We start from the raw sequence: 19,449 nt of genomic DNA, 5'->3' as shown, positions 1-19,449 counted from the left end.
GAGGAAAATACAGAGTGCAATGCAAAAAAGCCAGTCATTGCATGGCAATATTCTGGCTTTTTCAGTCAGACGAACGGATTATTCGCCTTTAGCTTTTACCACTTTACGGCCACGGTACATACCGTTTGGAGAAATGTGGTGTGGACGATGTACTTCGCCGGTTGCGCTGTCAACAGACAGAGAAGGCGCAGTCAGAGCGTCGTGTGAACGGTGCATACCGCGTTTAGAAGGGGATTTTTTGTTTTGTTGAACGGCCATTTCAAGCTCCTAGATAAATAAACTGTGTCCTAATTAACTGCTTTTCAAACCTGCTAAAACAGCGAAGGGGTTTGGTTTGTCCCGATTGACTTCTTCCAGTGTTCCATTGTTGCCGCAGTCTTCGTGTCGAGGGGAGAAAGGGAGCGACATCAGGATTTGGTCTTCAACCAGAGTCCGCACGTCAAGCTCTTTTTCGAGCAGCATGCCTTCCAATTCTTCATCGGCAAGCATGGCTTCGTCCAAACTCTCTTCATCGGCAAACAGGACGATACGGCTGGTTTCATCGAGTAGAAACGGCATGGGCGTAATGCAACGCTGGCAAATCAGGGGCATGTCGGCTTTGACGTTTAAATCGAGAAACAGACGGTGCAGCCGGTCGCGACCGCCTTGCAGCGTAAACGACACGCGTGTCTGTTTGTCGGCCGGATAATCGTGCGAACTGACTCGTTCATCCAATTCTTCGAGCAGGAAACTGCCTTGCAGATTCTGCCCTTCGGCGGCGAAAACTTCTGGGTCAATCAAATTAGGGTATGACATAAACGGAGTATGATATAATTTCGGCGGTCTAACGTCAATGTTTTTAAGTAAAAATATGGAAGTAAAACTGCCTTTGGTTTTAGGGTCGAGTTCGGTTTTCCGCTGCGGACAGCTTCGCCGTTTGGGTATCGATTTTCAGACGGCATCGCCTGATTTTGACGAAACGCCTATTGCGGGCGAGCATGCAGGCGAGACGGCGTTGCGTTTGGCTGAAGGCAAAGCCCGTTCATTGGCGGCAACTTTTCCTGCTGCGCTGATTATCGGCGCAGACCAAGTGGCATGGTGCGAAGGACGTCAATTGGGTAAGCCGATGAACGTCGCAAATGCACAACAGATGCTGGCGGACTTAAGCGGAAAACGGATTGAATTTTACAGCGCAATCGTGCTTTTGAATACTGCTACGGGCAAGGTTCAGCATCATGTCGATCATACGGTGGTTGCCATGCGCCAGTTGTCGCAGGAACAAATCAGCCGATATTTGGAACGCGAGCCGGATGCGGTTTATTGTGCCGGTGCGGCAAAGAGCGAGGGTTTGGGCGCCGCTTTGTTGGAGCGTATTGAAAGTACGGACCCGAATGCTTTGATCGGCCTTCCGATTTTCCGTCTGATTGATTTTTTGAAAAACGAAGGTGTGGAAGTTTTATAGTTTGAGGCCGTCTGAATGTGTTCAGACGGCCTGAGATTTTTTGGAGTTGGAAGAATGAAACCGATTTTGTATTTGATTCCTACCCCTTTGGGTGCGCCTGATACGCCATGCCTGTTGCCGCATGAACAACAGGCGATTGTCGGGCTGACGGATTTTATCGTGGAAGCGGAAAAAACAGCGCGCGCGCATTTGAAACATTTGGGCGTGACTACGCCTATCCGCGAGCTGAATCTGCAAACGCTGAATGAACACACGGATTTGAAGATTTTGCCGGAATTGCTGAAACCTTTGCAAGAAGGGCGCAGTATGGGTATTGTCAGCGAGGCGGGTTGTCCGGCTGTTGCCGATCCGGGAGCGAATTTGGTGGCGTTGGCGCATAAACACGGTTTTGAAGTACGGCCTTTGGTCGGCCCGTCCAGCTTGTTGCTGGCGCTGATGGCTTCGGGTGCGAATGGGCAAAACTTTGCATTTAAGGGTTATCTGCCGTCTGAAAAAAGTGAGCGCATTCAGAGTTTGAAGGCTTTGGAACAACGTTCGCGCCAGCAGAATGAAACGCAGCTGTTTATCGAAACGCCGTATCGTAACGATGCGTTGTTGGCTGATGCGGTGGAAAACCTGCATCCTGAAACGCGCTTGTGCGTGGCTACGGACTTGACCTTGCCGACACAGGAAATCATCAGTCAGACGATTGCGCAGTGGAGAAAAAGAAAAGAAATGCCGAATTTGAAAAAACGCCCGACGATTTTTGTGTTGCATGCTGCTTAAAACTGGATTGGATTCAATCTCAAACTGTATTTGTTTGGGGAAATAAAAAAAGGCCGTCTGAACAACAGACGGCCTTTGTGTTGCCTAAACCTTCATCAAGAAACGACTTCGCCTTGGGCGCGTTGTTTTTCGATACTGCGGTTGATGTGCCATTGTTGGGCGATGGTCAAGAGGTTGTTGACTACCCAGTACAGAACCAAACCGGCAGGGAAGAAGAAGAACATGATGGAGAAAATCAAAGGCATGACTTTCATCATTTTCGCCTGCATAGGGTCGGTTGACGGCGGATTCAGATAAGTCTGTGCAAACATGGTTGCCGCCATAATAAAAGGCAGGATGTAGAAAGGATCCGGACGGCTCAAGTCGGTAATCCAACCCAACCAAGGCGCTTGGCGCAATTCTACGGAGGCGAACAATGCCCAGTACAGACCGATGAAGACGGGGATTTGCAACAGCATAGGCAGACAGCCGCCCAGCGGATTGATTTTCTCGTCTTTGTAAAGCTGCATCATGGCTTGTTGCTGCGCCATGCGGTCATCGCCGTATTTCTCTTTGATGGCTTGCAATTTAGGTGCGGCGGCACGCATTTTTGCCATAGAGCGGTAAGAGGCGTTGGTCAATGGATACAGTACGGCTTTGACGATGATGGTCAAAACGATGATTGCCCAGCCCCAGTTGCCGATGATGTTGTGCAGTTGGTTCAAGAGCCAGAAGAGCGGGGAGGCGAACCAGTGTACTTTGCCATAGTCTTTGGCCAGTTGCAGTTTGTCGGCGATGTTGGCGATAACGGAAGTGGTTTGCGGACCGGCATACAGGTTGATAGCGGTTTCGGCTTTTGTACCGGCTTGGATGGCGGCTAAAGGCACGCTGACGCTTGCGCTGTACAAGTTGTCGTTGCGGCGTTTGATGTCGATACGGCAGTCGCCTGCGGTGCAAACGCTTTGACCGTCTTTAGGCTGCAAAATCCAAGTGGACATGAAGTGGTGTTCAATCATGCCAAGCCAGCCGGTCGGGGTTTTGCGGATGTATTCGGCTTCAGATTTGCCGGATTTGGCATCGTCGTCCAAATCAGAGAAGCTGACTTTTTGGAAGCCGCCTTCAGGGGTGTAAACCACCGGGCCGACGTAAGAGCGGGTGAAGTAGCCTTGGCCTTCAGGTTCGCTGTGGTCGCGAACGATGCGGTAGTCTGCACTTAGGTTGACGGGTTGGCCGTTGCTGTTGGTAATGTCAAAGCGGACGTTGACCAAGTAGCTGCCTTTGGTAAAAGTATAAACTTTGTCGATTTTCAGGCCGTTGGTTTCAGGTGCGCTCAGGCGGACTTCAACTTTGTCGCCTTCCAAACTGTATTGTTTTTGTGGAGCGGTAAAGCTGATTCCTTTCAGAACATTGTTGCCTTGTGCGTCCAAAAGCTCGGATTGGGCGACGTAGGTGTATTCCTTGCCGTCGTTAAACAGAACGAAAGGTTTGTGTTCGTCGCCGGTTGCTTTGTATTGCAAGAGGGTCAGCTGACGCAGGTCGCCGCTTTTCTCATCGATGACGGCTTTAACTGTGTCTGTGGTAACGGTAATAGGAGAGGCCGGGGTAAGCGCGGCTTCGGCAGCGGCTTTTGCCGGAGCAGCGGCCGTTTGCTGTTGCGCGGCTTGTTGCGCCGGATTAGGTTTGGGGCTGGGGAAAAAATGTTCCCAGCCGGCAAAGATTGCCACTGAAATGGCAAAAAACGCCATTAGTCTTTTAAAATCCATAAGAGATTCCTGGAATTGACGGATAGGTAATCAAGATGAAAACTGCTTCAGACGGCATTATATAGAAACCGACGGGAAATTAAAGGAAATCGTGTTCTTTAAATGGTTGACAGCAGCATTATGGAACAGGGTCATGGCCGTGTCCGCCGAAAGGATGGCATCGTGCGATGCGTTTGATTGCCAGCCATCCGCCTTTGAATGCGCCGTATTTTTTGACGGCTTCGACTGCGTATTGTGAACAGGTCGGGGTATAGCGGCAGCGCGGCGGAATGAGGGGGCTGATGCAGTATTGGTAAAAGCGGATGAGTGCGAGGAGGAGCTTGGAAAGCAGGGTATTCATCGGCGTTTTTTCATCAGCTGGGCAAGTTGGCTTCGGGCTTCCGGAGCAGTTTCCCGATTAAACGCCTGACGCACGCGCACAACAAAATCATGCGGCGGCAGCTGGTGTTGATTCAGCCTGAACCAGTCGCGGATGACGCGCTTCATATAATTGCGGTCATGGGCGCGTTTGGCGGTCTTTTTGCTGACGACCAAACCAAGGCGCGGATGGCCGAGCGCGTTGTCTGCGGACTGGGAGACTTGCAGTAAATCGCGGCTGCGTCGGTTTTTCAACGCAAAAACGGATGAAAAATCATCCGTTTTTAATAAGCGATACTGCTTCGAGAAGCCGTAATTCAAAATTATACAGCCAGGCGTTTGCGGCCTTTGGCGCGACGGGCAGCCAATACTGCGCGACCACCGCGGGTTTTGGAGCGAACCAAGAAGCCGTGGGTGCGTTTGCGTTTGGTAACGGAAGGTTGATAAGTGCGTTTCATGATGTTTCCTAAAAATTGGTAGATAATTAAACCGTGAATTACACTCCAATTTGCCGCTTTTGTCAATCAATATAAAAACTTTTCGTTGGCTAAAGTGTGACAATGGGTTTTATGCATTGATAGAATTTGTGGATAAAATTTTGCGGCGGTTGTGGATAAAAAAGAGTGGAATGGGTATAATCGCCCAACCTTGCCTTTCTCTGTGCGCAAGGCCGTATGAAAGCAGCGGGAGTATCGTAAAAATTTGATTTTTATCGGATTGCCTGTCTGCTCTGCCTTCTTGTATTTCCCAAGTCTTCCATTTTCCGAGCTTAATCTCATGACGTTAGCTGAATTTTGGCCGCTGTGCCTTTGCCGCCTTCACGAAATGTTGCCTGCCGGGCAGTTTGCGCAATGGATTGCGCCTTTGACCGTGGGTGAAGAAAACGGCGTATGGGTGGTGTATGGTAAAAACCAATTTGCCTGCAATATGCTCAAAAGCCAGTTTGCCGCCAAAATTGACGCCGTACGTGCCGAATTGGTGCCTCAGCAGGCTGCGTTTGCGTTTAAGCCGGGCGTAGGTACGCATTATGAAATGGCGGCTCAGGCTGTTGCGCCAGTGCAAGTGCAAGAAGTCATTGAAGTTGAAGAATTTGTAGAGCCTGTTCAAATGCCTTTGCAAACTGTTGTTGTAATGGAAGAAGATAGGCCGTCTGAAACGGTTTCCAAGCCTGCCACTGCCATGACGGCTGCCGAGATTTTGGCGCAACGCATGAAGAACCTGCCGCATGAGCCTCAAGTGCAAACTGCCGCTCCGGCTGAGTCTAAAGCGGTTGCCAAAGCCAAAACCGACGCGCAACACGATGCGGAAGAAGCGCGCTACGAACAGACCAATCTGTCGCGCGACTATACATTTGAAACCTTGGTGGAAGGTAAGGGTAACCGCCTTGCCGCCGCAGCTGCCCAAGCGATCGCTGAAAATCCGGGGCAGGGCTACAACCCGTTTTTCTTATACGGCAGTACCGGTTTGGGTAAAACCCACTTGGTGCAAGCCATCGGCAACGAATTGCTGAAAAACCGTCCTGATGCCAAAGTGCGCTATATGCACTCGGACGACTATATCCGCAGCTTTATGAAGGCTGTGCGCAACAACACTTATGATGTGTTCAAGCAACAATACAAACAATATGACCTGCTGATTATCGACGATATTCAGTTCATCAAAGGCAAAGACCGTACGATGGAAGAATTCTTCTATCTGTACAACCATTTCCACAACGAGAAAAAACAGCTGATTCTGACGTGCGACGTATTACCTGCCAAAATCGAGGGCATGGACGACCGTCTCAAATCCCGTTTCTCATGGGGTTTGACGTTGGAACTCGAACCGCCCGAATTGGAAATGCGTGTGGCGATTTTGCAGAAAAAGGCAGAAGCGGCCGGTATCAGTATCGAAGATGAAGCCGCATTGTTTATCGCCAATCTGATCCGTTCCAATGTGCGTGAGTTGGAAGGCGCGTTTAACCGTGTCAGCGCCAGCAGCCGTTTTATGAACCGCCCAGTCATCGACATGGATTTGGCGCGTACGGCTTTGCAGGATATTATTGCCGAGAAACACAAAGTCATTACCGCCGACATCATCATCGATGCGACAGCCAAATACTACCGTATTAAAATCAGCGATATATTAGGTAAAAAACGCACGCGCAACATCGCCCGTCCGCGCCAAGTCGCCATGAGCCTGACCAAAGAGCTGACCACGCTCAGCCTGCCTTCTATCGGCGATGCCTTTGGCGGTCGCGACCACACGACTGTGATGCACGGCGTTAAAGCGGTGGCGAAACTGCGTGAAGAAGATCCCGAATTGGCGCAAGACTACGAAAAATTGCTGATTTTGATTCAGAACTGACCCAATGCAATTTCAGACGGCCTGATGTCAATATGAGGCCGTCTGAAAACAAAAAATATTTTAAAATACCCAAATCAACCGATTTCAAATTCAAAGGAATGGAACATGCTGATTTTACAAGCCGATCGCGACAGTCTGCTCAAGCCGTTGCAAGCCGTTACCGGTATTGTCGAACGTCGCCATACTCTGCCGATTTTGTCCAATGTGTTGCTGGAAAGCAAAGACGGACAAACCAAACTTTTGGCAACCGACTTGGAAATCCAAATCAATACCGCCGGCCCTGAAAGTCAGGCAGGCGATTTCCGCATTACGACCAACGCTAAAAAATTCCAAGACATTTTGCGCGCCCTGCCTGACAGTGCGTTGGTGTCACTGGATTGGGCGGACAACCGTTTGACTTTGCGCGCGGGAAAATCCCGTTTTGCCCTGCAAACCCTGCCTGCAGAAGACTTTCCGTTGATGAACGTCGGCAGCGATGTGAGCGCGACTTTCTCGCTGACTCAAGAAACCTTCAAAACCATGCTTTCGCAAGTGCAATACAGCATGGCGGTTCAAGATATCCGCTATTACCTCAACGGCTTGCTGATGCAGGTTGAAGGCAACCAACTGCGCCTTGTTGCAACCGACGGCCACCGCCTTGCTTATGCGGCCAGCCAAATTGAAGCGGAACTGCCGAAAACGGAAGTAATCCTGCCGCGCAAAACGGTATTGGAACTCTTCAAGCTGCTGAACAATCCGTCCGAGTCCATCACCGTTGAGCTTTTGGACAATCAAGTACGCTTCCAATGCAATGGCACGACCATTGTCAGCAAAGTCATCGATGGCAAATTCCCTGACTTTAACCGCGTGATTCCTTTGGATAACGACAAGATTTTCCTCGTATCCCGTACCCAGCTTTTGGGTGCGCTTGAACGTGCCGCCATTCTTGCCAATGAAAAATTCCGCGGCGCGCGACTGTTCCTGCAGCCTGGTTTGCTGAGTGTTGTATGTAGCAACAACGAGCAGGAAGAAGCACGCGAAGAGCTTGAAATCGCTTATCAAGGCGGAGAACTCGAAGTCGGTTTCAACATCGGCTACTTGATGGATGTGTTACGTAACATCCACTCCGATGATATGCAGCTTGCTTTCGGCGATGCCAACCGTTCAACGCTGTTTACTGTGCCGAACAATCCGAATTTCAAATACATCGTGATGCCGATGCGTATTTAATTGGGTGAACAAACAAAAAGAGCGTGTACGGGACACGCTCTTTTTTATAGGATTGAATCAAAAGGCCGTCTGAAAATTGTTTTTCAGACGGCCTTTTGATTAAACCGGGATGATTCGGTTAAATAGGAAAACTGGGATTAACGTGGACGTGGTTCGCAGTTTTTCACCAGGAATGAGCCGTTAGGGGCGTTCACGCCAACTACTTCAGAAGTAGTGTGGGTGTTTTTGTCGATGAAACCGGCAGACATTGCATAACCTTGACGGTTGGTGAAAGTAGTGCCAGTGCTGTCAGAACGTTTTTTGTTGACAACCAAAGAGGCTTTTTTGCCACCGGCGTTTACGTCAGCAGTAACTGCACGGCCGCTACGGTCAAAGCCGTACATCACGTTCAGTGATTTGCCACCGTCACAATGGTAAGAAACGAAGCCGGCAGGTGCAGCGGCAGCAGAGAAGGAAACAGTAGCCAATGCGGCTGCAGTGATAACAGAAAGTAATTTCATGATCTAAGCTCCATATGAGGGTTGTGTGTTATCTTGCAAAATGAGAAAGGGTTTCCGTTTGCAGATGAAGCGTATTTTAGGCGTTTTGTCGGTAGTGGCAATTAGGTAAATTGCAAAACAGTGTTTACTTATGCTTACCCGATTGTTTATTAATAGAAAGTTGTTTGTAATTTGGTGTTGCAAAGTGGTTATGCGGATTGTTGCGGAATATATACATTAATGATTCTTTAAGAAATATAGCAAAAGAATACAAAAAAGGCCGTCTGAATATTCAGACGGCCTTTGATATGAAGCGGTTTACAAGAAGAAAATTGAAGCGATAGTCACGGCGATGACACCATAGATGCTCATCGGGATGACAGTTTTCTTGATGATCGCGCCTTCGGCGTTGTTTACGTTCAACACGCTGCATACGGCGATGATGTTGTTGATGCAGACCATGTTACCCATTGCGCCGCCTACGGATTGCAGGGCGAGGATGAGGGTAACGGACAGGCCGGTATCAAGCGCGATTTGTTGTTGAATCGGACCAAAGGTCAAGTTGGATACAGTGTTGGAGCCGGAGAAGAATGCACCGATTGCACCCAGGTATGGGGAGAAGTACACCCAGTGTTCGCCAGCCATATTGGCAAATTCTTTACCGATGATTTTCACCATGGAGTCGTCGCCGCCAACCATCATCAGTTGAACCATAATCAGCGCACCCATCAGGGCAAGCAGAGGTTTTTTGGTTTGGTTGAAGGTTGCAGCGTAGAAAGACCATGCATCTTTGAATTTGGTTTTGTACAGCAGGATGCAAATCCAAACGGTGAAGACAAACGGAATCCAAGCCGGAACGTAGAGGGTTTGGTAGGAAGCGTTTACGCCTTGACCGAAGATGTTGCCGAAGGTGATGGTCAGGGAGTCGCTGACGGTGATTTTGGACAAATCAAACGGCAGTTGGAAGCTGAACCATTCTTCTTTGCTGGTCAGCAGGCCTTTGATGCCCAGCTGTTTGATACGGGTTATCACCAGCATGCCGATCAGCATACCCAAAGGAGCAAGTGCTTTGGCAACTTGTGCGAAAGGTACTTTTTCTGCATTCGGGTCTTTGGCGTAATCTTTGCTCAAGCCCCAGCCGCGGTTTGCGGCGAATACGGATACCATCAGGCCGATTGCGCCGGCAACCAGAGATGGGAATTCTTCATTGACCATCGCCAATGCAACGTAAGGAAGGGTACAGGAGAATACGGCGATACCGATGAAGCCCAAGTTTTTGCGGATTTCAGCCCAAGGTACGATGAAGCTCAAGCCGATAACAGGGATGATGAAACCAGCAAAGAAGTGCATTACGCCGGTTTGCATACCGATTTCCATAATGCTCTTTTGATCCAAGCCCAAAGGAGCGAAGCCGAACCAAGTCGGGGTACCTACTGCACCGAAGGATACGGGTACGGAGTTCATGACCAAAGTGAAGATGGCTACTTTTAATGGGTTGAAGCCCAAGCTCATCAGGATTGGCGCGGCAATGGCGGCAGGTGTGCCGAAACCGGATGCGCCTTCAATCATAAAGGCGAAAGACCAGCCGATGATCATCAACTGGGCAATCGGATTCGGGCTGATGGTGGCCAGCCATTTGCGGATGACATCGATACAGCCGGTGGTTTCCATCATGCGGTTAAACATAATGGCACCGAAAATTACGGTAATCGGGGTCAGGGTAGAGACGAGGCCGGACGCGGCTGTTGCGTTGAGCAACATGGCGTCGTCGCCGAAATAAAACAGTTTGATGGCATAAATCAGCGCGGCGGTAATCGGCAACGCGACGTAGGACGGCATACTGTTTTTCTTAACCATCAGCCAGATCAGCAGCACGATGGGAAAAATACTGAGAAAGAGAGCCATGGGATTATCCTCGGGGCAACAAGCATCATAACCGTCAATCAATGGGGTTTGATGCGATGTGTTGAGTAGTTAATGTTTTTCGAATAAGGATTGCTATTTTTTTAGATGCAACCAGTTATCAGGTAAATTGGTTTTACCAATTTATGAAAACTGTTGCACACTTTACGTAATCTTATGTAATCGGTCAAGAGGTTTGTAACAAAAAAGGCCGTCTGAAATTGGGTTTTCAGACAGCCTGAGAGCATTGCCAGTAGTGCATTTGGTCGAATATCGAATGGTATTTACATTCAATATTTTGTAAAGATTTTGTTTTTAATTGATTTCAAACGAATTATTCTATTCCTGCCCATTTATGCGTTTGTACGCTCAATTGCCAATGGACGAGTGCATCGGGTCGGCTGTTTAACACACCGATTTGGCGGATGGTGTCGTAGATATTCATCACACCATCTTTCTCGCAAGGCGAGAGGTAGTAATGTTGGGCGCGGATTTTGCGTTCCATCTCTTGGCAAAATGCAACGACATCGCTGTCGGCAACAATGCGCACTTCATTAGCTTTCTCGATGCAACTGGATTCATATTTGGCGGCGTAGCAGGCTTTAGGGCTGGTGGCAACGTAGTCGATTTGCGGCGGCGCGGGGTTGAGGCCGTTGGTTTCGATACACAGGAAATAGCCTTCGGCTTTGAGTGTGTTGAGCAGGGTATCCAAATGCGGTTGGATGGTAGGCTCGCCGCCGGTAATGATGATGTTGCGCGCCGTGTAGGTTTTCAGACGGCCCAAAATATCGGACAGGCTCATCATGCCGAATTTGAGGTAGTCGGTATCGCACCAGCTGCACGCGAGATTGCATTTGCCCAAACGGATGAAAACGGCGGGCATGCCTGTATTCCAGCCTTCGCCTTGCAGGCTTTCAAAGATTTCGACAATGCGGTATTGGGGATTGTTCGGCGTGATGTGAATGGTCATGAATGTCGGGTGTGGGGTTTTAATTGTTGTGGTGAAGCGTTTTAAGAAATCGGTTGAGGCAGCCATTCTTTCTGTTAGTTCGAGTGGAAAGAACGGCTGGTGTGTTTAAGCGGCAATGACGGCTGCGGCGGCCAAAAATGCCGGCAAGCCTTGTTTGAGCAAAATGCCTTTGTTGCCGGATGAAAACGCGCCCCATGCGGCGGCGATGAGGACAAAGCCGAGGAACAGGATGGTCGCGCCGTAAACCGCGTTGTCGGGTGCGGCAAAGCGCGCCCATACCAAGCCGATGGCGAGGAAACCGTTGTACAGGCCTTGGTTGGAAAACAGGGTTTGCACGCGCTTTTGTTCCATAAATTCGTAAGGCATGTTGAACAGCTCTGACGCTTTTTCGCTTGGGATTTGCGTCATTTCGAGCCAGGCGACGTAGAAATGTTCGACAGCGACGAAGAGGACGAGGAGGGTGGAGATGATTTTCATGAAGATTCCTTTTGATGTTTAGCGGATGGGTGTGTTTGTGGAACAGGGCGTCTGAAAAATACAAAATGCTGGTTTAGTCTCCTTCATATTCCGCACACGACGTCGGCGTTTCCCATAGTTTCACGCTGCACACTTTGACACCGGCATTTTTCAGACGGCCATACATTTCTACGCTCATGTTTTCGGCTGTGGTGCGGCAGGGCAGGCGCAGGGTTTTCATGTTCCAACTTTCCAAAAGCGCGGCGATTTGGCTTTCGCGTTCGTTGTTGCCGTGATAGATGAAGGCATGGTCGAACGGGTCGGTAATGTGTTGTTTGACGATGGTTTTCAGGTCGGTAAAGTCCATCACCATGCCGTCTTTTGCGCCGCCTTGGATAACGGGCGCGGAGACGATGATTTCGAGTTTGTAGGTGTGGCCGTGCAGGTTTTGGCATTTGCCGTCATGCCCGTCGAGCATGTGCGAGGAATCGAAGGTAAAGATTTTGGTGATTTTCATGAGATGAGGGAAGCCGATGAGGCCGTCTGAACGGTGTCAAACCGGTTTCAGACGGCCTTAAGATTATTGTTCGGAAGGGAGTTTGAGGAAATGCTCGCGATAATGGCGCATTTCTTCGATACTTTCGAGGATGTCGTCCAATGCCTTGTGCGAACCGCGTTTGACCACGCTTTTGGCAACGGCCGGATTCCAGCGTTTGGCCAATTCTTTCAGCGTGGATACGTCTAAGTTGCGGTAGTGGAAATAGGCTTCCAAACGCGGCATGTATTTGACCATGAAGCGGCGGTCTTGATGGATGGAGTTGCCGCACATGGGCGTCGATTTCTCAGGTATCCATGCGGACATGAAGTCCAACAGGTTTTGCTCGACTTCGGCTTCGGTCAGTTTGGATTTGCGCACGCGTTGGGTCAGGCCGGTGCGGCCGTGGGTGGCGGTGTTCCACTCGTCCATGCTGTTGAGCAACTCGTCGCTTTGATGGATGACGTATACGTCCGATTGCGCCAGTACGTTCAAATCGGAGTCGGTAATGATCATGGCGACTTCGATAATGCGGTCGTGTTCCGGGTTGAGGCCGGTCATTTCCATATCGAGCCAGCAGAGATTGTTTGCGTTTTGGGTCATTTCAGACGGCCTTGTGTTTTCAGTTGGCAGTATTATAAAGGATAAAGGTTCGGGCCGTCTGAAAGCATTTGTAACAAGTTGTGCAATCTCTTGATATAATCGTCCGTTACACAAAAAATCACCGCCAAAAATCATGAACCCAAGCCCTTTGCTCGATATTATCGATACGCCTCAGGATTTGCGCCGTCTGGAGAAAAAACAGCTGCCGCAAGTCGCCGCCGAATTGCGCGAATTTCTGTTGGATTCCGTCGGTAAGACGGGTGGCCATTTCGCCAGTAACTTGGGCGCGGTCGAGCTGACGGTGGCACTGCATTATGTGTACGACACGCCCGAAGACCATTTGGTCTGGGATGTCGGCCATCAAAGCTATCCGCACAAAATCCTAACCGGCCGCAAAAATCAAATGCACACCATGCGCCAATACGGCGGTTTGGCGGGTTTTCCGAAACGCAGCGAGTCGGAATACGACGCGTTCGGCGTAGGACATTCTTCCACATCCATCGGCGCGGCATTGGGTATGGCCGTTGCCGACAAACAGTTGGGCAACAACCGCCGCAGCGTCGCCATCATCGGCGATGGAGCCATGACGGCAGGTCAGGCGTTTGAAGCCCTGAACTGCGCAGGCGATATGGATGTCGATTTGCTGGTCATCCTCAACGACAACGAAATGTCGATTTCCCCCAATGTCGGCGCGCTGCCGAAATATCTTGCCAGCAACGTCGTGCGCGATATGCACGGCCTATTGAGCACCATCAAAGCCCAATCGAGCAAAGTATTGGATAAATTGCCCGGCGCGATGGAGCTTGCCCAAAAAGTCGAAAACAAAATCAAAACCTTGGCAGGCGAAGCGGAACACGCCAAACAGTCGCTGTCTTTGTTTGAAAACTTCGGTTTCCGTTACACCGGCCCGGTTGACGGCCACAACGTTGAAAATCTGGTGGACGTATTAAAAGACTTGCGTGGCCGCAAAGGCCCTCAGTTGCTGCACGTCATCACCAAAAAAGGCAACGGCTACAAATTCGCCGAAAACGATCCTGTCAAATACCACGCTGTTGCCAAGCTGCCGAGCGAAGTGCCTGCGCCGGAAGTCAAACCTGCCGCGGCCAAACCAACTTATACGCAAGTTTTCGGCCAATGGCTGTGCGACCAAGCGGCGGCTGACGAGCGTTTGGTTGCCATCACGCCTGCCATGCGCGAGGGCAGCGGCTTGGTTGAGTTTGAACAGCAATTCCCCGACCGCTATTTCGACGTTGGAATCGCCGAGCAACACGCCGTTACCTTTGCGGGCGGTTTAGCATGCGAAGGCATTAAGCCTGTCGTGGCGATTTACTCCACTTTCCTGCAACGCGCTTACGACCAGTTGGTACACGACGTTGCCTTGCAAAACCTGCCTGTTTTGTTCGCTATCGACCGCGCCGGTATTGTTGGTGCAGACGGCCCGACCCATGCCGGTTTATACGACTTGAGCTTTTTGCGTTGCGTGCCGAACATGATTATTGCCGCACCAAGTGACGAAAACGAATGCCGCCTGCTGCTCTCAACCTGCTATCAAGCAAACTCTCCGTCCTCAGTCCGTTATCCGCGCGGTACAGGCACGGGCGCAACCATTTCAGACGGCCTGGAAACCGTTGAAATCGGCAAAGGCATTATCCGTCGCAAAGGCGAGAAAATTGCCGTTATCGCCTTTGGCAGCATGGTTGCCCCATCATTGACCGTCGCCGACAAGCTGAATGCGACCGTTGCCGATATGCGCTTTGTCAAACCGATAGATGAAGAACTAATCGTCAGTCTTGCCCGAAGCCATGACTACATCGTTACTGTCGAAGAAAATGCCGAACAAGGTGGCGCAGGCAGCGCGGTGTTGGAAGTGTTGGCGAAACACGGCATCTGCAAACCGGTGTTGCTGCTGGGTGTAGAAGATAAAGTTACCGAACACGGCGACCCGAAAAAACTGTTGGACGACTTGGGTTTGAGTGCCGAAGCGATTGAAAAACGCATTGCCGGCTGGATCAAGGCTGTCTGAAAAATGATTAAAACCTATCAATACATTGCATAATTTATGGGAAAAAAACTAATCAGCATCAGCATGGTGCGCAACGAAAACGACGTGATCGAATCGTTTGTCCGTCATAATCTCGAGCTGATGGATGAAATGCACATCATCGATCACGGCAGCAGCGATGGAACAAGGGAAATCCTGATTCAATTGAAAGAAGAAGGTTTGCCGATATTTATCTATCAATATCAAGAGCTCAAGTACAATCAAGAGCAATTGGTAAATCTGCTTATGAAGCAGCTTGTAGCAAAAGATGAAGCGATAGATTTCGTTTTTCCGCTGGATGCGGACGAATTTATTTCATGTCCTAGCCGTATCATGCTGGAACAACTTTTGGATGTTATCGGCGAAAACAGGATCGGCATGTACCTTTGGCGCGGCTATTTGCCGACATCGTTGCAATACAACCCCGATTTCACCACTCAATTTACCGAGCAACGCCTCGAAACGCTCTTTACCCCCAAAGTCATTATCCCCAGATGGGCTGCCGAATCTTGCAGTGTGATTATCGGCTGCCATTACATGTTGGATAAAGATGGCAACAAGGTTAAATCAACCCTGTTTCATTCGCCGGATTATCGAGGTTTACATTCCTGGTTTATCGAGCATTTTTCCGCCCAATTTGCGGAGACCGATTTGTTGTGGCTGGGGCACTTCCCAATCCGCTCCTTGAACCAGCACATCAAAAAAATCCTCGAAAAGTCCATCTTGATTGCCATTAAAGACGGAAGCAACGATATTGCCTGGGAAAACCAGTTGCGCGAACTGTTGGACAACGGCATGAAAATGGACTTGAACGATTTACGGCTGTTGGCATACAGATACCGCGCCGGTTCTACAAGTTTGGAAGACACGCATTGTAGAGTCAGCCGTTACGAACCCTTGCGTAAGAAACCGCTGACGCTGAAATACACCTCGCCGGAAGCAGGCGATCCTTTGATGACTGTCGGACATCTGGTACTTGCATTGGCAAGCGGCGCACAAGATTCCTCTTTAGGCCTTAAGGCCGTCTGAAAAACACAGCCCGCACACACAATAATAGGAAAATTATGATCAGCATCTTTGATATTTTCAAAATCGGCATCGGCCCGTCCAGCTCGCACACCGTCGGCCCGATGAAGGCCGCGGCCGCCTTTGCCGATTTGCTGCATGCCGAAAATTTGGACACACAAGTGGCGCGCATTGTCATTGAAGTGTACGGCTCGCTTGCCTTGACCGGTATCGGACACGGCACATTCGACGCATTATTGCTTGGTTTGGAAGGCAGCCTGCCGCACGATATTCCGCTGGCAGACATCCCCCAACGCTTGGAACGCATCCGCACGCAACACGTTTTAAAGCTCAACGGCCGTGAAATGGCCTTCGATCCCGAAAAAGATTTGGATATCCGCGGCGACAAAGTGTTGCCCAAACATCCGAACGGCCTGAACTTTATCGCCTACCATTCAGACGGCCAGAAGCTGAAAGAGCAGATTTATTATTCGGTCGGCGGCGGTTTTGTCGTAACAGACGAAGGGTTTGCACAAGAGGCGCAGGAAAATGCCGATGTGCCGTATCCATACAAAAACTGCGACGAGTTGCTGGCACAATGCCGTCTGAACCAGTTGAATATTTCCGAAGTCGTGTTGGCCAATGAAGCGGCGTTGGCAGGTTGCGATGAGGAGGAAGTCCGCCGTCGTGTGGCCGCTGTGGCCGATGTGATGGAAAACTGCATCAAGCGCGGCTTGGGTGCGGAAGGGCAATTGCCGGGCGGCTTGAACGTCCGCCGCCGCGCGCCGCAGTTGGCGGCCAAACTCAAAGTCCTGCGCGAGAGCGAAATCGTCAATACCCAACTTTGGCTGATGGTGTACGCCATGGCGGTCAATGAAGAAAATGCCGCCGGCGGCCGCGTTGTCACCGCACCGACCAACGGCGCAGCAGGCATTATTCCTGCCGTCTTACACTATTTCCGCAAATTTAATCCGCACGCTAACCAATCTCGTGTTGAGGATTTCCTGCTGACTGCCGGTGCCATCGGTATTTTGTATAAAACCAATGCGTCAATTTCCGGCGCGGATGTCGGCTGCCAAGGCGAAGTTGGCGTAGCATGTTCCATGGCGGCGGGCGCATACGCCGAAGTCATCGGCGGTACACCGAAACAAGTGGAAAACGCCGCCGAAATGGCAATGGAGCACCACTTGGGTCTGACCTGTGATCCTGTCGGCGGCTTGGTGCAAATCCCCTGTATCGAGCGCAACGGCATCGCCGCCGAAAAAGCCCTCAAGCTCGCCACCCTTGCGCTTTTGGAAGACGGCACAGATAAAAAAGTCTCACTTGATGAAGTGATTCAAACCATGCTGCAAACCGGCCGCGATATGAAGGCAACCTACAAAGAAACCTCACTCGCCGGCCTGGCCGTTACCTTGCAGAAAAAAGCCATACCGGTATCTGTGCGCGTGGTGGAATGTTAGCAATTGGGCAGAGGATCTGCCCAATAAGAAAAGGCCGTCTGAAAAACTTTCAGACGGCCTTTTTTGTATGGATCGAATAACTAACCGTTTTTTTGATAAGGGTTTTCCAGTCCGGCTATTAAGTCGTGGAAGTATTCGCGCAACTGTTTTTCGGAACAACCCATCAGCAGCGCGTCTTCAAATGCGTCCTGCGCTATTTGGTACAGTTCGTTTAAGTTTTCGGTCATGACTTTGACCTTTTCGGTGCAGGAAACAATCTGACCGTCGTCGTCATACCATTTGGGCATTTGCGGCATCGCCATCGTACACCTCAATTCAAGAAACGGGATGGGTCGTTTTTCTTCACGCGACGGGCAAAGGCGTATTTTCCGTTCCAATATTTGTGGCCGAGGCTGGTAATTTCGATACGTTTTCCCGTTCTCGGTGCGTGAATGAAATTGTTGTTGCCGATGTAAAGGCCGACGTGGGAAATACGGCCGTGGCCCATGGTGCGGAAAAAGACCATGTCGCCCGGCTGCAATTCCGAACGGCTCACGGCAACGCCCATTTGCGCCTGTTCGGCAGAGGTGCGCGGCAGGTTCACGCCCATGGCGCGTTTAAAGATGTGTTGCATGAAGCCGCTGCAGTCAAAGCCGGTAGAAGCCGATGTGCCGCCGTAGCGGTAGGCCACGCCGAGCAAGCCCATGGCGCTGCCGATCAATTCGTCTGCATTGCCTGAAGGTGCGCGCGTATTGTTGCTTGGAGCGGAGTGTGTATTGACGGGGTGGACAGGGGTTGCCTGACGCGTATTGCCGTAAACGTTGGCGTTGTCGTTGAATTGGTTTAAAACATGCTGACGGGTGGTAATCAGGTTTTCCAAATCATCGGCGTAAGAAAAATTGACGCTCGCGAGCATGGCGACCGAAGTCCAAACTGCTGCGAGCCGGAGTAAAAAATTCATTATAAAAACTTCCGTTTCAGAAGGCATTCCCTGCCGATTGCAGGCACATTGCCGGTTTCTGAGATGTTATCCCGTATCATTCTCTTGTTATCTGCTTGATTGTATTCAAAAACCGTCTTTTTGGCAAAAAAACTGCTGTTATTTTGCGTTAAATCCTTGTTTCCAAACAAACTAGAAAAACATTAAATGCGGTTTCGCTTGATTTATCCTCTGCTGCAACCATATAGGCGGCATTCATTGATTTATTTTCAGAGACTGACATGACACAAAATCACAGCGATATCCGTACACGCTTTATCTTCGACGATATGCCTATCCGCGGCATGCACATCCGCCTCGAAAAGGTTTGGCACCACATCGTCAACCAAAAACATTATCCTGTCGCCATCCGTCGCGCATTGGGCGAATTGTTGGCCGCCGGTTCTTTATTGTCTGCCAACCTTAAAAACGAAGGCACGCTGATTGTTCAAGTTCAAGGTCAGGGCCGTCTGAAAATGTTGGTGGTGGAAGCGACTTCTGAAAATACTGTCCGTGCTACCGCGCGTTGGGACGAAACCGCTGAAATTCGTGATGATGAAAGCCTGACTGCGCTGTTGGGCGAAAACAGCGTGTTCGTTTTGACCCATCAGCCTAAAGATGCCGACCCTTGGCAAGGTGTTGTGCCGCTGGAAGGCGACAGCATTGCGCAAATGCTGGTCAACTATATGAAACGTTCCGAGCAGCTCGATACCTATATTACGCTTGCCGCCGACGACCAAGCAGCAGGTGCATTATTGCTGCAACGCCTGCCGGAAGAAGAATTGGATGATGCCGCGTGGGAGCATGTGACTACGCTTGCGCAAACGCTTACTCCGCAAGAATTGACCGGTTTGGATGCGCATCACGCCCTTTACCGCCTTTACCATGAAACCCCGCCCCGCGTTTTTGAACCGGAAGCCATCGAGTTTGCCTGCACCTGCTCCCGTGGCAAAGTCAGCGATATGCTGTTGATGCTTGGTGGTCAGGAAGTCGGTGGCGTGGTGGCAGAACAAGGCAGCATTCAAATCGATTGCGATTTCTGCCATAGCAAGTATGTGTTTGATGAAACCGATGTCAACGCTTTGTTTGGCGCGGATGTGGTGAATGCCGTCCGTCAAGAAAATGAGCGTTTGCAGTAAGTACGGGATAAAAGTTTCTTAAAAAATTGGCTTAATAGAAG

General features: G+C 50.2%; 22 protein-coding genes. 8 read left to right on the top strand and 14 right to left on the bottom strand.

Annotation, left to right across the window (positions count from 1 at the left end; all coding sequences use genetic code 11):
* Nucleotides 1–78: 78 nt before the first annotated feature.
* Both rpmF and ACTHSN_RS02705 read right to left on the bottom strand, forming a co-directional pair.
* Entirely contained in the window at nucleotides 79–258 is a 180-nt protein-coding gene (gene rpmF, locus ACTHSN_RS02710; RefSeq protein WP_002240035.1) for a 50S ribosomal protein L32, read from the bottom strand.
* Between the two features lie 33 nt (nucleotides 259–291).
* Nucleotides 292–795, bottom strand: a complete 504-nt coding sequence (locus tag ACTHSN_RS02705) for a YceD family protein (RefSeq protein WP_070460410.1) — start codon at nucleotides 793–795, stop codon at nucleotides 292–294.
* Nucleotides 796–850: 55 nt separating this feature from the next.
* Between ACTHSN_RS02705 and ACTHSN_RS02700 the strand changes: the two genes are divergently transcribed.
* Together ACTHSN_RS02700 and ACTHSN_RS02695 are read left to right on the top strand one after the other, a co-directional pair.
* Nucleotides 851–1,441 carry a Maf family protein gene (locus tag ACTHSN_RS02700; protein ID WP_070460632.1) on the top strand — a complete coding sequence of 197 codons (591 nt, stop codon included), beginning with the start codon at nucleotides 851–853 and terminating at the stop codon, nucleotides 1,439–1,441.
* Nucleotides 1,442–1,495: 54 nt separating this feature from the next.
* Entirely contained in the window at nucleotides 1,496–2,206 is a 711-nt protein-coding gene (locus ACTHSN_RS02695; protein ID WP_107769139.1) for an SAM-dependent methyltransferase, read from the top strand.
* A gap of 95 nt (nucleotides 2,207–2,301) precedes the next feature.
* On the opposite strand, the gene yidC is transcribed toward ACTHSN_RS02695, so the two are convergent.
* The 4 genes from yidC to rpmH form a co-directional block, all read right to left on the bottom strand.
* Nucleotides 2,302–3,948 (bottom strand): membrane protein insertase YidC, encoded by a 1,647-nt coding sequence (gene yidC / locus ACTHSN_RS02690; protein ID WP_070460406.1) that lies wholly within the window; start codon nucleotides 3,946–3,948, stop codon nucleotides 2,302–2,304.
* 118 nt (nucleotides 3,949–4,066) lie between these two features.
* Nucleotides 4,067–4,288 carry a membrane protein insertion efficiency factor YidD gene (yidD, locus tag ACTHSN_RS02685; protein ID WP_003682178.1) on the bottom strand — a complete coding sequence of 74 codons (222 nt, stop codon included), beginning with the start codon at nucleotides 4,286–4,288 and terminating at the stop codon, nucleotides 4,067–4,069.
* Nucleotides 4,285–4,626: a ribonuclease P protein component gene (gene rnpA, locus ACTHSN_RS02680; protein WP_070460400.1), complete on the bottom strand. Its 342-nt coding sequence runs from the start codon at nucleotides 4,624–4,626 to the stop codon at nucleotides 4,285–4,287. Before rnpA ends, yidD begins: the two co-directional genes overlap by 4 nt.
* Nucleotides 4,627–4,628: 2 nt before the next feature.
* The gene (rpmH, locus tag ACTHSN_RS02675) at nucleotides 4,629–4,763 is read right to left on the bottom strand and encodes a 50S ribosomal protein L34 (protein WP_002214728.1); all 135 of its coding nucleotides are present in this window, start codon (nucleotides 4,761–4,763) and stop codon (nucleotides 4,629–4,631) included.
* 319 nt (nucleotides 4,764–5,082) lie between these two features.
* Here rpmH and dnaA point away from each other — a divergent pair, with 319 nt between their 5' ends.
* Both dnaA and dnaN read left to right on the top strand, forming a co-directional pair.
* Nucleotides 5,083–6,651 carry a chromosomal replication initiator protein DnaA gene (dnaA, locus tag ACTHSN_RS02670; protein WP_070460398.1) on the top strand — a complete coding sequence of 523 codons (1,569 nt, stop codon included), beginning with the start codon at nucleotides 5,083–5,085 and terminating at the stop codon, nucleotides 6,649–6,651.
* Nucleotides 6,652–6,756: 105 nt separating this feature from the next.
* A complete protein-coding gene (gene dnaN / locus ACTHSN_RS02665) occupies nucleotides 6,757–7,860 on the top strand; it encodes a DNA polymerase III subunit beta (protein WP_004520410.1) in 1,104 nt (367 codons plus the stop codon).
* 137 nt (nucleotides 7,861–7,997) lie between these two features.
* Here the strand turns inward: dnaN and ACTHSN_RS02660 are convergent, their stop codons facing one another.
* From ACTHSN_RS02660 to orn, 6 genes are all read right to left on the bottom strand, one after another.
* Nucleotides 7,998–8,360 (bottom strand): ACP-like domain-containing protein, encoded by a 363-nt coding sequence (locus tag ACTHSN_RS02660; protein ID WP_070460395.1) that lies wholly within the window; start codon nucleotides 8,358–8,360, stop codon nucleotides 7,998–8,000.
* Nucleotides 8,361–8,657: 297 nt separating this feature from the next.
* A complete protein-coding gene (locus ACTHSN_RS02655) occupies nucleotides 8,658–10,244 on the bottom strand; it encodes an L-lactate permease (protein ID WP_070460394.1) in 1,587 nt (528 codons plus the stop codon).
* Nucleotides 10,245–10,575: 331 nt separating this feature from the next.
* Nucleotides 10,576–11,211 carry a 7-carboxy-7-deazaguanine synthase QueE gene (locus ACTHSN_RS02650; protein ID WP_107792258.1) on the bottom strand — a complete coding sequence of 212 codons (636 nt, stop codon included), beginning with the start codon at nucleotides 11,209–11,211 and terminating at the stop codon, nucleotides 10,576–10,578.
* A gap of 105 nt (nucleotides 11,212–11,316) precedes the next feature.
* Nucleotides 11,317–11,688: a DUF1304 domain-containing protein gene (locus ACTHSN_RS02645; protein ID WP_107792206.1), complete on the bottom strand. Its 372-nt coding sequence runs from the start codon at nucleotides 11,686–11,688 to the stop codon at nucleotides 11,317–11,319.
* 73 nt (nucleotides 11,689–11,761) lie between these two features.
* Nucleotides 11,762–12,184: a 6-carboxytetrahydropterin synthase QueD gene (gene queD, locus ACTHSN_RS02640; RefSeq protein WP_107792205.1), complete on the bottom strand. Its 423-nt coding sequence runs from the start codon at nucleotides 12,182–12,184 to the stop codon at nucleotides 11,762–11,764.
* A 63-nt stretch (nucleotides 12,185–12,247) separates the two neighbouring features.
* Nucleotides 12,248–12,805 (bottom strand): oligoribonuclease, encoded by a 558-nt coding sequence (orn, locus tag ACTHSN_RS02635; protein WP_107792204.1) that lies wholly within the window; start codon nucleotides 12,803–12,805, stop codon nucleotides 12,248–12,250.
* Between the two features lie 133 nt (nucleotides 12,806–12,938).
* Here orn and dxs point away from each other — a divergent pair, with 133 nt between their 5' ends.
* Genes dxs through ACTHSN_RS02620 form a run of 3 tightly spaced genes read left to right on the top strand, consistent with a single transcriptional unit; the run spans nucleotide 12,939 to nucleotide 17,311 of the window.
* A complete protein-coding gene (dxs, locus tag ACTHSN_RS02630) occupies nucleotides 12,939–14,828 on the top strand; it encodes a 1-deoxy-D-xylulose-5-phosphate synthase (RefSeq protein WP_440365057.1) in 1,890 nt (629 codons plus the stop codon).
* A 36-nt stretch (nucleotides 14,829–14,864) separates the two neighbouring features.
* On the top strand, nucleotides 14,865–15,875 hold the full coding sequence (locus ACTHSN_RS02625; RefSeq protein WP_440365056.1) for a glycosyltransferase family 2 protein: 1,011 nt from the start codon (nucleotides 14,865–14,867) through the stop codon (nucleotides 15,873–15,875).
* 35 nt (nucleotides 15,876–15,910) lie between these two features.
* Nucleotides 15,911–17,311: an L-serine ammonia-lyase gene (locus ACTHSN_RS02620; protein WP_440365055.1), complete on the top strand. Its 1,401-nt coding sequence runs from the start codon at nucleotides 15,911–15,913 to the stop codon at nucleotides 17,309–17,311.
* An 80-nt stretch (nucleotides 17,312–17,391) separates the two neighbouring features.
* Here the strand turns inward: ACTHSN_RS02620 and ACTHSN_RS02615 are convergent, their stop codons facing one another.
* Together ACTHSN_RS02615 and ACTHSN_RS02610 are read right to left on the bottom strand one after the other, a co-directional pair.
* Nucleotides 17,392–17,613, bottom strand: a complete 222-nt coding sequence (locus tag ACTHSN_RS02615) for a hypothetical protein (RefSeq protein ID WP_070713582.1) — start codon at nucleotides 17,611–17,613, stop codon at nucleotides 17,392–17,394.
* A gap of 8 nt (nucleotides 17,614–17,621) precedes the next feature.
* A complete protein-coding gene (locus tag ACTHSN_RS02610; RefSeq protein WP_107792200.1) occupies nucleotides 17,622–18,251 on the bottom strand; it encodes a C40 family peptidase in 630 nt (209 codons plus the stop codon).
* A 260-nt stretch (nucleotides 18,252–18,511) separates the two neighbouring features.
* Between ACTHSN_RS02610 and hslO the strand changes: the two genes are divergently transcribed.
* Nucleotides 18,512–19,408, top strand: coding sequence for an Hsp33 family molecular chaperone HslO (gene hslO, locus ACTHSN_RS02605; protein ID WP_101755818.1), 897 nt, complete (start codon nucleotides 18,512–18,514; stop codon nucleotides 19,406–19,408).
* Nucleotides 19,409–19,449 lie beyond the last annotated feature (41 nt).

Source organism: Neisseria sp. P0009.S010, from assembly GCF_051958545.1.
Taxonomy (GTDB): Bacteria; Pseudomonadota; Gammaproteobacteria; order Burkholderiales; family Neisseriaceae; genus Neisseria; species Neisseria subflava_A.
The sequence above is the reverse complement of the archived record's forward strand: the minus strand, read 5'-3'. Positions and strand labels throughout refer to the sequence as shown.